At 59.8% G+C, this 11,281-nt stretch carries 9 protein-coding genes; 1 reads left to right on the plus strand and 8 read right to left on the minus strand.

Translation table 11 applies throughout. The features are described 5' to 3' along the window. Positions 1-8 precede the first annotated feature (8 nt). Positions 9-1,121 (minus strand): S-(hydroxymethyl)glutathione dehydrogenase/class III alcohol dehydrogenase, encoded by a 1,113-nt coding sequence (locus PSH76_RS21190; RefSeq protein WP_003189203.1) that lies wholly within the window; start codon positions 1,119-1,121, stop codon positions 9-11. 109 nt (positions 1,122-1,230) lie between these two features. Here PSH76_RS21190 and PSH76_RS21195 point away from each other — a divergent pair, with 109 nt between their 5' ends. Then, entirely contained in the window at positions 1,231-2,127 is an 897-nt protein-coding gene (locus tag PSH76_RS21195) for a LysR substrate-binding domain-containing protein (protein ID WP_032893175.1), read from the plus strand. Between the two features lie 1,315 nt (positions 2,128-3,442). On the opposite strand, the gene ispD is transcribed toward PSH76_RS21195, so the two are convergent. From ispD to PSH76_RS21230, 7 genes are all read right to left on the minus strand, one after another. Further along, on the minus strand, positions 3,443-4,150 hold the full coding sequence (gene ispD, locus PSH76_RS21200) for a 2-C-methyl-D-erythritol 4-phosphate cytidylyltransferase (protein WP_044272541.1): 708 nt from the start codon (positions 4,148-4,150) through the stop codon (positions 3,443-3,445). Then, the gene (gene ftsB, locus PSH76_RS21205; RefSeq protein WP_003189195.1) at positions 4,147-4,425 is read right to left on the minus strand and encodes a cell division protein FtsB; all 279 of its coding nucleotides are present in this window, start codon (positions 4,423-4,425) and stop codon (positions 4,147-4,149) included. The genes ispD and ftsB overlap by 4 nt, the downstream gene beginning before the upstream one ends. Positions 4,426-4,596: 171 nt before the next feature. Continuing rightward, the gene (gene eno, locus PSH76_RS21210) at positions 4,597-5,886 is read right to left on the minus strand and encodes a phosphopyruvate hydratase (RefSeq protein WP_003189193.1); all 1,290 of its coding nucleotides are present in this window, start codon (positions 5,884-5,886) and stop codon (positions 4,597-4,599) included. Positions 5,887-6,043: 157 nt separating this feature from the next. Further along, entirely contained in the window at positions 6,044-6,889 is an 846-nt protein-coding gene (gene kdsA, locus PSH76_RS21215; RefSeq protein ID WP_003189190.1) for a 3-deoxy-8-phosphooctulonate synthase, read from the minus strand. Positions 6,890-6,894: 5 nt separating this feature from the next. Then, positions 6,895-8,526 carry a CTP synthase gene (locus PSH76_RS21220; RefSeq protein WP_032893177.1) on the minus strand — a complete coding sequence of 544 codons (1,632 nt, stop codon included), beginning with the start codon at positions 8,524-8,526 and terminating at the stop codon, positions 6,895-6,897. A 273-nt stretch (positions 8,527-8,799) separates the two neighbouring features. After that, the gene (gene tilS, locus PSH76_RS21225; RefSeq protein ID WP_305492871.1) at positions 8,800-10,119 is read right to left on the minus strand and encodes a tRNA lysidine(34) synthetase TilS; all 1,320 of its coding nucleotides are present in this window, start codon (positions 10,117-10,119) and stop codon (positions 8,800-8,802) included. 160 nt (positions 10,120-10,279) lie between these two features. After that, complete coding sequence (locus tag PSH76_RS21230; RefSeq protein ID WP_003189182.1) at positions 10,280-11,227, minus strand: acetyl-CoA carboxylase carboxyltransferase subunit alpha; 948 nt, start codon at positions 11,225-11,227, stop codon at positions 10,280-10,282. Positions 11,228-11,281 lie beyond the last annotated feature (54 nt).

An 11,281-nucleotide genomic window follows, 5' to 3' on the forward strand; every position in this document is an offset into this window, starting at 1 on the left:
GGCCGACCTCAGAAGTGAATGACGGTACGAATGCTCTTGCCTTCATGCATCAGGTCAAACGCTTTGTTGATATCTTCCAGGCCCATGGTGTGGGTGATGAAGGTATCCAGCGGGATTTCGCCGGTCTGGGCCATTTCCACGTAGCTTGGCAATTCGGTACGACCGCGCACGCCACCAAACGCCGAACCACGCCAGACGCGCCCGGTGACCAGTTGGAATGGGCGAGTGGCAATTTCCTGGCCAGCACCGGCCACACCGATGATCACCGACTCGCCCCAGCCTTTGTGGCAGCACTCAAGGGCCGCACGCATCAGTTGCACATTGCCGATGCATTCGAAGGAGAAGTCCACACCGCCGTCAGTCAGGTCGACAATCACGTCCTGGATTGGGCGGTCGTAGTCTTTCGGGTTGATGCAATCGGTGGCGCCCAGTTGCTTGGCGATTTCGAACTTGGCCGGGTTGATATCAATGGCGATGATGCGACCGGCCTTAGCCTTGACCGCGCCGATAATCGCCGACAGACCAATGCCGCCCAGGCCGAAGACGGCCACGGTATCGCCCGGCTTGACCTTGGCGGTGTTGATCACCGCACCGATGCCGGTGGTGACACCGCAACCGAGCAGACAGACTTTTTCCAGCGGCGCTTCTTTAGGAATCTTGGCCACGGAGATTTCCGGCAGCACGGTGTACTCGGAGAACGTCGAGGTACCCATGTAGTGGAAAATCGGCTGGCCTTTGTAGGAAAAACGCGTGGTGCCATCCGGCATCAAGCCCTTGCCCTGGGTGGCGCGAATGGCCTGGCACAGGTTGGTCTTGCCACTCAGACAGAACTTGCACTTGCCGCATTCCGGGGTGTACAGCGGGATCACGTGATCGCCCACAGCCACCGAGGTCACGCCCTCGCCAATGGCTTCCACCACTGCACCACCTTCATGGCCCAGGATCGACGGAAAGATGCCTTCCGGATCAGCGCCCGACAAGGTGTAGGCGTCGGTGTGGCACACGCCGGACGCGACTACCCGCAGCAACACCTCGCCAGCCTTGGGCATGGCGACATCCACTTCAACAATCTCAAGGGGCTTCTTGGCTTCGAAGGCTACGGCGGCGCGGGACTTGATCATCCGGGTTTCTCCATCGGGTTAAAAACTGAGACGGTGAGTGTAAAACATCGCCTATTGATGAATAATCCAGGCAAAAGCAAAACATTATTGCCGTACAGGGACAATCAACATGCTGGAGAACCGCTGGGAAGGCATTGACGAGTTTGTCGCAGTGGCCGAATGCAGCCAGTTCACGGCGGCGGCCGAGCGACTGGGGGTATCGTCCTCCCACGTCAGCCGGCAAGTGGCGCGCCTGGAAGAACGCCTGCAAACCCGATTGCTGTACCGCAGCACACGCAAGGTGACGCTGACCGAAGCTGGCCAGACCTTCCTGCAGCACTGCCAACGCCTGCAGGACGGTCGCGAGGAAGCCTTGCGCGCGGTGGGCGACCTGACCAGCGAACCCAAGGGCATGTTGCGCATGACCTGCGCCGTGGCCTATGGCGAACGTTTTATCGTGCCGCTGGTGACGCGGTTCATGGCGCACTATCCGCAATTGCGCGTGGATATCGAGTTGAGCAATCGCTCGCTGGACCTGGTCCACGAAGGCCTCGACCTGGCCATCCGCCTGGGACGCCTGCAAGACTCGCGCATGGTTGCCAGCCGCCTGGCACCTCGACGCATGTACCTGTGCGCGTCGCCCTCCTACCTCGAACGGTACGGTCGGCCACACAGCTTGTCGGAGTTGAGCCGGCACAACTGCCTGATTGGCAGCTCGGATATCTGGCAAATGGCCCAGGACGGGCGGGAATTTTCCCAGCGGGTACAAGGCAATTGGCGCTGCAACAGTGGGCAAGCGGTGCTGGATGCGGCGTTGCAAGGCATGGGCTTGTGCCAGTTACCGGACTACTACGTGCTGGAGCATCTGCACAGCGGGGCGTTGGTGTCGTTGCTTCAGGCTCATCAACCGCCGAATACTGCGGTGTGGGCGTTGTATCCGCAGCAGCGGCATTTGTCGCCGAAGGTGAGGAAGTTGGTGGATTTCTTGAAGGTGGGGTTGGCTGAAAGGCCGGAGTACAAGCATTGAATTGAGGTGGCCTGCACCGGCCTCATCGCGGCATAGGTATCTACACAACTACGGCACAACGCTAAATCTGTGGCGAGGGAGCTTGCTCCCGTGACGGACTGACAGCCGACGCTGATCTGGCTGAGGCACCGCGATCTAAATGTGGGAGCTGGCTTGCCTGCGATAGCGGTCTGACAGCCGATACCTATCTACCTGACACCCCAATGATCCCACTGTGGGAGCGGGCTTGCTCGCGAAGGCGGCCTGGCAGGCGACACAGTTGGATTGTGTACATATCCATTGCTGCGGTAACGGCCACTTAGGGTTCCGCCCTGACGGCGGCTCACTTTCGAAAAGCGCGAAAGTAAGCAAAGCGCTCTTGCCCCACCACTCGGCACCTCGCTTGGGCTCGGTGTGCCCGTAATCCGCCAGTGATTTGGGGGGCCGCCGCCACGCGCCATCCATGGCGCGGGGCGGCTAAACCGGCATCCCTGCCGGTTTACCCCCCAAATCCCTGTCGAATTCCGGCCAGCGTGGTTTAACGGGGCGCCTAAGATCAAGAGCAAGATCAAGAGCGACTCGCTTCGCATCGTGGTTACCGCCTGCTGCTACAGCCCACAAAGTTATGTAGATACCTATGCTCATCGCGGGCAAGCCCGGCTCCCACAGTTGGCTGAGTTGTTTGTTATGGCAGCGATCAAATGTGGGAGGTGGCTTGCCTGATAGCCATAGGTATCTACACAACTCTGTAGCGACCGTAACCACGATGCGAAGCGAGCCGCTCTTGATCTGCTTGTGATCTTGATCTCAAGCGCCCCGTTAAACCACGCTGGCCGAACGCAGGCTTGAATTCGTGGGTAACCCGGCAGGACGCCGGGTTAGCCGCCCCGCGCCATGGATGGCGCGTGGCGGCGGCCCACGGATTCAAGCCTGTGTTCGGGCACACCGAGCCTAGGCGAGGTGCCGAGTGGTGGGGCGAGGACCTTTTGGTTACTTTTGGGTCCTTCCAAAAGTGACCCGCTGTCAGAGCGGAACCCTAAGTAGCCGTTACCGCAGCAATGGATATGTACACAATCCAACTGTGTTAACTGCCAGGCCGCCTTCGCGAGCAAGCCCGCTCCCACAGTGGGATCATTGGGGTGTCAGGTAGATAGGTGTCGGCTGGGAGGCCGTCATCGCAGGCAAGCCAGCTCCCACAGTTGGATCGTGGGGTGTCAGGTAGATAAGCGTCGGCTGTCAGGTCGTCACCAGAGCAAGCTCCCTCGCCACAGGTACAGCGTCGACTCTAAGTTGTGTCGATATCTATACTGCGATGAGGCCAACTCGGTCTGACAAGTTACCGCCGGTTTGCCCAACGCAACTTCAACCACTCCAGATCTTCCGGCCGAGTCACCTTGATATTGTCCGAACGCCCTTCAACCAGGCGCGGCGCCTGCCCGGACCATTCCATGGCCGAGGCTTCATCGGTGATCAGCGCATCGGCCACCAGGCTGTCGGCCAAGGCGCGATGCAAGGCGCCCAGGCGGAACATCTGCGGCGTGTAAGCCTGCCAGATCAGGCTGCGATCAATGGTGTCCACCACACGGCCATGTTTGTCGACACGTTTGAGGGTGTCGCGCGCCGGCACTGCCAGCAGGCCGCCTACCGGATCATCGGCCAGTTCCGCCAGGAGCTTGTCGAGATCATCACGGCTCAGGTTAGGCCGCGCAGCGTCATGCACCAAGACCCAGTCTTCATCACTGGCGCCCAGGGCATTGAGTTGCAGCAGCGCATTGAGCACCGAGCCGGAACGTTCCGAGCCTCCGTCGGCACGCTGGATACGCGGGTCGTTGGCGCATGCCAAGCTGGGCCAATAAGGATCATCAACTGCAAGACTGACCACCAGGCCCTTGAGGGAGGGATGGTCGAGAAAACAGCCGAGGCTGTGTTCGAGAATAGTGCGCCCGCCCAGTTGCAGGTACTGCTTGGGACGGTCCGCGGCCATACGGGCACCGACGCCCGCGGCAGGAATCACGGCCCAGAAGGCCGGTAAATCGTGGCTCATTGGGCCAACTGGTAGAGGGTTTCGCCCTCCTTGACCATGCCCAACTCATGACGAGCCCGCTCTTCAACGGTCTCCGTGCCTTTTTTCAGCTCAAGCACTTCAGCGTCGAGGACACGGTTGCGCTCCAGCAGGCGTTCGTTTTCGGCACGCTGGTCGGCAATTTGCTGGGTCAACTCTTCTACCTGCGCAAAGCTGCCATTACCGACCCATAGGCGGTACTGCAGGCCAGCCAGCAACAAGAGCAAGACGAGGAACAACCAATTGGGACTGCGCATCGAAATCCGGATATCCAGTGAAAAAAGACAGTCATGCAAACCTTTTGCAGCAACTGATAGCACAAAGCCTGGTAAAACCAGGCTTGCGCTTGTCAGTCAGCAGATTAGCGCCGAAATTCACACTTTCGTGAGATTTCTGACGTAATCCGCCGACTTTTTACCATTTACTGCTTAGCCGCGAAACTCGCCGCGACCGTTGTACTTGGCTTTACCTGCCAATTGCTCTTCGATGCGCAGCAATTGGTTGTACTTGGACACGCGATCGGAACGGCACAGGGAACCGGTCTTGATCTGGCCCGCCGAAGTACCCACGGCCAGGTCGGCAATGGTGGAATCTTCGGTTTCACCGGAGCGATGGGAGATCACGGCAGTGTAGCCCGCAGCCTTGGCCATCTGGATGGCTTCCAGGGTTTCGGTCAGGGTGCCGATCTGGTTGAACTTGATCAGGATCGAGTTGGCGATCTTCTTGTCGATGCCTTCTTTCAGGATCTTGGTGTTGGTTACGAACAAGTCGTCGCCCACCAGCTGGATTTTCTCGCCGATCTTGTCGGTGAGGATTTTCCAGCCATCCCAGTCGGACTCGTCCAGGCCGTCTTCGATCGAGATGATCGGGTAGCGCTGGGTCAGGCCCTTGAGGTATTCAGCAAAACCTTCGGAGTTGAACACCTGGCCTTCGCCGGACAGGTTGTACTTGCCGTCTTCATAGAATTCGCTGGCGGCGCAGTCCAGGGCCAGGGTCACGTCGGTGCCCAGCTTGTAGCCAGCGTTGGCGACGGCTTCGGAGATGACTTTGAGTGCATCTTCGTTGGAGGCCAGGTTCGGCGCGAAACCACCTTCGTCACCCACGGCAGTGCTCAGGCCACGGGCCTTCAGTACAGCCTTGAGGTGATGGAAAATCTCGGTGCCCATGCGCAGGCCTTCGGAGAAGGACTTGGCGCCAACCGGCTGCACCATGAATTCCTGGATGTCGACGTTGTTATCCGCGTGCTCGCCACCGTTGATGATGTTCATCATCGGCACCGGCATCGAGTAGACGCCAGGGGTGCCGTTCAGGTTGGCAATGTGTGCGTACAACGGCAGGTCCTGGTCCTGCGCGGCCGCCTTGGCAGCTGCCAGGGACACCGCGAGGATGGCGTTGGCGCCGAGGCTGCCTTTGTTTTCAGTGCCGTCGAGCTTGATCATCGCGTGGTCCAGGGCTTTCTGGTCCAGCGGGTCCTTGCCCAGCAACAGGTCACGAATCGGACCGTTGATGTTGGCTACAGCCTTGAGTACACCCTTGCCCAGGTAACGGCTCTTGTCGCCATCACGCAGTTCCAGCGCTTCGCGCGAACCGGTGGAAGCACCGGACGGCGCGCAGGCGCTGCCGATGATGCCGTTATCGAGAAGCACGTCGGCTTCGACGGTGGGGTTGCCACGGGAGTCGAGAACTTCACGACCTTTGATGTCGACGATTTTTGCCATTGTTGTAAACACTCCAAAGTTGACGAAAACGACGCAGCTGAAGGAAATCTTTTGACCGACCGCAAGGGTGGAACAACGGGGCAGGCTTGCAGACGACAAGGCTCAGGCCCGGGGGCCTGAGCGTAAAGCGTGGGAAATTCTACCGGAGAAATGCCAGTTACGCGGTCTCTACCGTCGGAAAACTCTTGACCAGCTCGTCCAACTGCTTGAGCTGGGCCAAGAATGGCTCCAGCTTGTCCAGGCGCAGGGCGCATGGGCCATCACATTTGGCGTTGTCCGGGTCTGGGTGAGCTTCAAGGAACAGGCCCGCCAGCGACTGGCTCATGCCCGCCTTGGCCAGGTCCGTCACCTGGGCACGTCGCCCGCCAGCGGAGTCCGAACGACCACCGGGCATTTGCAGCGCGTGGGTCACGTCGAAGAACACTGGGTATTCGAACTGTTTCATGATGCCGAAACCGAGCATGTCCACCACGAGGTTGTTGTAGCCGAAGCTTGAACCCCGCTCGCAGAGGATCAACTGGTCGTTACCCGCTTCCACGCACTTGCTCAGGATGTGTTTCATCTCCTGGGGGGCGAGGAACTGGGCTTTCTTGATATTGATCACAGCGCCGGTCTTGGCCATGGCGACCACGAGGTCGGTCTGGCGCGACAGAAAGGCCGGCAACTGGATGATGTCGCATACCTCGGCGACCACGGCAGCCTGCTCAGGCTCGTGCACGTCGGTGATGATCGGCACGCCGAAGGCTTGCTTGATGTCCTGGAAGATCCGCATGCCTTCTTCAAGGCCCGGGCCGCGATAGGAGGTCACGGACGAACGGTTGGCCTTGTCGAAGCTGGCCTTGAAGACATAAGGGATACCCAGTTTCTGGGTGACCCGCACGTACTCCTCACACACCTGCATCGCCATGTCGCGGCTTTCCAGCACGTTCATGCCGCCAAACAGCACCATGGGCTTGTCGTTGGCAATCTCGATGTCGCCTACGCGAATGATCTTCTGGGCCATCAGGTTTACGCCTTCTTCTGATGTTGCGTCAGTGCTGCTTTGACGAAACCACTGAACAACGGGTGACCGTCGCGCGGCGTCGAGGTGAACTCCGGGTGGAACTGGCAGGCCACGAACCATGGATGATCCGGTGCTTCGACCACTTCAACCAGCTTGCCATCATCGGAGCGACCGGAAATCTTCAGGCCGGCTTCCTTGATCTGCGGCAGCAGGTTGTTGTTCACTTCATAACGGTGACGGTGGCGCTCGACGATCACGTCCTTGCCGTAGCAGTCATGAACCAGCGAACCCGGCTCCAGCAAGCAGTTTTGTGCGCCAAGGCGCATAGTGCCACCCAGGTCGGAGCTTTCGGTACGGGTTTCAACGGCGCCAGTGGCGTCTTCCCACTCGGTGATCAGGCCCACGACTGGATGGCCGCTGCTGTGATCGAACTCGGTAGAGTTGGCGTCTTTCCAGCCCAGCACGTTACGGGCGAACTCGATAACGGCCACTTGCATGCCCAGGCAGATACCCAGGTACGGCACCTTGTTTTCACGGGCGTACTGCACGGCAGTGATCTTGCCTTCCACGCCACGCAGGCCGAAACCGCCGGGAACGAGGATCGCGTCAACACCTTCGAGCAGCGCGGTGCCCTGGTTCTCGATGTCTTCGGAGTCGATGTAGCGCAGGTTGACCTTGGTACGGTTGCTGATACCGGCGTGGCTCATGGCTTCGATCAGCGACTTGTAGGCGTCCAGCAGCTCCATGTACTTACCGACCATGGCGATGGTGACTTCATGCTCCGGGTTGAGCTTGGCGTCGACAACCGCTTCCCACTCGGACAGGTCGGCACCGCCGCACTGCAGGCCGAAACGCTCGACCACAAAATCATCCAGCCCCTGCGAGTGCAGGATGCCCGGGATCTTGTAAATGGTGTCGGCGTCTTCCAGGGCAATTACCGCACGTTCTTCAACGTTGGTGAACTGCGCGATCTTGCGGCGCGAGGAAATGTCGATCGGGTGATCGGAGCGGCATACCAGCACATCCGGCTGCAGGCCGATGGAACGCAGTTCCTTGACCGAGTGCTGGGTAGGCTTGGTTTTGGTTTCGCCGGCAGTGGCGATGTACGGCACCAGTGTCAGGTGCATCAGCATCGCGCGCTTGGCGCCGACTTCGAAACGCAACTGGCGGATGGCTTCGAGGAACGGCTGGGACTCGATGTCACCCACGGTGCCACCGATCTCGACCATCGCCACGTCGGCATCGCCTGCACCCTTGATGATGCGGCGCTTGATTTCGTCGGTGATGTGCGGGATCACCTGGATGGTTGCACCCAGGTAGTCACCACGGCGCTCTTTGCGCAGCACGTGCTCGTAGACACGGCCGGTGGTGAAGTTGTTGTTCTGGGTCATGGTCGTGCGGATGAACCGCTCGTAGTGGCCCAGGTCCAGGTCGGTCTCGGCGCCGTCGTGGGTGACGAACACTTCACCGTGCTGGAACGGGCTCATGGTGCCCGGGTCAACGTTGATGTACGGGTCCAGCTTGAGCATGGTGACCTTAAGTCCCCGCGCCTCCAGGATGGCCGCCAATGAAGCGGAGGCAATGCCTTTCCCCAATGAAGAAACAACACCGCCCGTGACGAATATGTAGCGCGTCATGAAAAACCCTAGAAGTCTGCGTTAAAGCGGTCCGAGCCGCCGGGGAAAGCGAAGGAAGGCCGAAGCCCCCGATCACCTGCATCAATCACAGTGCACCTTTCAAAAAAACCGCCGCGTTGTGACAGACCAGCAATGAAACACCGGTACGTTGATCGCTACACATTTTTTGGAATCGCCCAGCAAAGACTGCTTGGTAATCGGCAACGACTGCGATTCAGGCGAATCCACAGAAGTTGTATCAAGAAGGGAGCGTAGTCTACCGGAAAGGCGCTATCAGCTCAAACCTTGATCGCAGGTCTGTGGCAACCAATCCAATTGCACCTCACCCATCGACCGGGCCCATGCCCCCGCAACGCTTGGCACAGCCAGCAATTGCTCGCCCCGATAGACCAGCGGCAATCTGCCACGGACGAAGCCCGGTATGCCGCTTTCATTCAGCAGACGCTTGAGATCACGCCGGCCTCGGCCCGGTACGTCGATGATTTCGCCACCTTGGCGATAACGAACCTGCAGCGGGCCTTCGGGAGTCTTGCCGATAAACTTCAGTTGGCCATTGCCCGTTAACTCTAGTGGATTTTGCGCATCGGGCCAGCTCACCGATGCGTCGGAAAACTCCGACCATGCTGAGGGCAACCACCAGATGCGTTCACCGCTACGCTGCATTTGACCGTCGGCCAGACGCCACAGAGGCTGTGCGTCCCCCTTGGCATCGCGCAGGGCATACCAACCAGCCCAGTGGTCGCTGTCGGGTAAACGGGTCAGTGGCATCAGCCAATGCCGCAGGGCGTTACGCTGGCGGGCATCGGATAGTTCACGCAATGGTTCAAGCGCCAGAGACGGCAGAGGCAACCAGGGAAACGCAGAAGGCTGATCGGCGCGCTGCAGGTCCATCAGCGCCAATTCGTCGAGCAGCTCTTGAGCCTCAGCCATGTGTTCAGCAGTGCGGGCCAGGTGGGTGATCGCCTGGGGCCAGCGTTCCGTCAGGGTTGGGAATACGCGGTGACGCAGGTAATTGCGGGAAAACCGTGGATCAGCATTGGAGGGATCTTCGATCCACTGCAACTGATGCTGATGGGCGTAGGCTTCCAGTTCGCTACGGGAGAACGCCAGCAACGGCCGCACCAAGTAGCCCTGCGCTAAGGGGCGATGCTCAGGCATAGCCGCCAACCCTCGCACACCGGCGCCACGCAGCAGGCGAAACAGCAGGGTTTCGGCTTGATCGTCGCGGTGTTGGCCGGTGAAAAGCACCTCCCCTGCCCCCATGATCTGCATGAATGCTTGGTAGCGCGCATCGCGGGCCGCACGTTCAAGACTGGCGCCAGGCTGCACCTGCACGTGCATGGTCCGCAGGGGCACGCCCAGGCTGTCGCAGACCGCTTGGCAATGAGCAGGCCACGCATCGGCAGCAGCTTGCAGACCATGGTGGACATGGACGGCGCTGAGAGGAGGCAGATTTTCAAATTTGGCCAGCGAGGCCAGGAGGTGCAGCAGGACGGTGGAGTCGAGACCGCCGGAGAATGCAATGTGCCAGGCCGGCGCGTTGCGCCAATTGGCCAGGGTGTGCAGGAGTGTGGCCGGCAGGGTTGGTTTCATCACACGTCACCGCCGCAAAACTGGAATACGTTCGTCAGCATACACAAAGCAAATGTGGGAGCCGGGCTTGCCCGCGATGCAGACACCTCGGTGTATCAGTGATACCAAGGTGATGCTATCGCAGGCAAGCCAGCTCCCACATTTGGGTACTACGTCGCTCTTAGAGACCGTAGCTCATCAGGCGCTCATAACGACGAGCCAGCAGCGCTTCGTTATCCAGCTTCTTGAGCATCGCCAGTTGCGAACCCAACTCGGCACGGATAGTCGCAGCAGCGGCAGCCGGGTCACGGTGGGCGCCGCCCAGTGGCTCGGCGATGACCTTGTCGACGATACCCAGGCCTTTGAGGCGATCGGCGGTGATGCCCATGGCTTCAGCAGCGTCCGGCGCCTTTTCGGCGGTCTTCCACAGGATCGAGGCGCAACCTTCCGGCGAGATCACCGCGTAGGTCGAATATTGCAACATATTCAACTGGTCGCAGACACCAATGGCCAACGCACCGCCGGAACCACCCTCACCGATCACGGTGGCGATGATCGGGGTTTTCAGGCGCGCCATGACGCGCAGGTTCCAGGCAATCGCTTCGCTCTGGTTGCGCTCTTCGGCGTCGATACCTGGGTAGGCACCCGGCGTGTCGATGAAGGTCAGGATCGGCATCTTGAAACGCTCGGCCATTTCCATCAGGCGGCACGCCTTGCGGTAGCCTTCCGGACGCGGCATGCCGAAGTTGCGGCGTACTTTCTCGCGCACTTCACGGCCTTTCTGGTGACCGATCACCATCACCGGCTGGTCGTCCAGGCGAGCGATGCCGCCCACGATGGCCGCGTCGTCGGAGAAGTGACGGTCGCCGTGCAACTCGTCGAACTCGGTGAAGATGTGCTCGATGTAGTCCAGGGTGTAGGGACGGCGCGGGTGGCGAGCCAGGCGCGCGATCTGCCAGCTGGTCAGCTTGCCGAAGATGTCTTCGGTGAGCGTGCTGCTCTTGTCTTGCAGGCGAGCGATCTCATCGCCGATATTCAGCGAATTGTCATTGCCGACCAGGCGCAGCTCTTCGATCTTGGCTTGCAGGTCAGCGATCGGCTGTTCGAAATCAAGAAAATTCGGGTTCATAAGCGTCCGTCTTGGGTCGACGGCCAAGGGGTGCCTGGCCAGCCGGTTGTCTAT

It is taken from the genome of Pseudomonas sp. FP215 (genome assembly GCF_030687795.1).
Taxonomy (GTDB): Bacteria; Pseudomonadota; Gammaproteobacteria; order Pseudomonadales; family Pseudomonadaceae; genus Aquipseudomonas; species Aquipseudomonas salmasensis.

What these genes read in the sequence shown, in the direction of transcription:
- kdsA (WP_003189190.1), bottom strand. Translation starts at nt 6,889, where the DNA reads ATGGCCCAGAAGATCATTCGCGTAGGCGACATCGAGATTGCCAACGAC.
- eno (WP_003189193.1), bottom strand. Translation starts at nt 5,886, where the DNA reads ATGGCAAAAATCGTCGACATCAAAGGTCGTGAAGTTCTCGACTCCCGT.
- PSH76_RS21230 (WP_003189182.1), bottom strand. Translation starts at nt 11,227, where the DNA reads ATGAACCCGAATTTTCTTGATTTCGAACAGCCGATCGCTGACCTGCAA.
- PSH76_RS21190 (WP_003189203.1), bottom strand. Translation starts at nt 1,121, where the DNA reads ATGATCAAGTCCCGCGCCGCCGTAGCCTTCGAAGCCAAGAAGCCCCTT.
- PSH76_RS21220 (WP_032893177.1), bottom strand. Translation starts at nt 8,526, where the DNA reads ATGACGCGCTACATATTCGTCACGGGCGGTGTTGTTTCTTCATTGGGG.
- PSH76_RS21195 (WP_032893175.1), top strand. Translation starts at nt 1,231, where the DNA reads ATGCTGGAGAACCGCTGGGAAGGCATTGACGAGTTTGTCGCAGTGGCC.
- tilS (WP_305492871.1), bottom strand. Translation starts at nt 10,119, where the DNA reads ATGAAACCAACCCTGCCGGCCACACTCCTGCACACCCTGGCCAATTGG.
- ispD (WP_044272541.1), bottom strand. Translation starts at nt 4,150, where the DNA reads ATGAGCCACGATTTACCGGCCTTCTGGGCCGTGATTCCTGCCGCGGGC.
- ftsB (WP_003189195.1), bottom strand. Translation starts at nt 4,425, where the DNA reads ATGCGCAGTCCCAATTGGTTGTTCCTCGTCTTGCTCTTGTTGCTGGCT.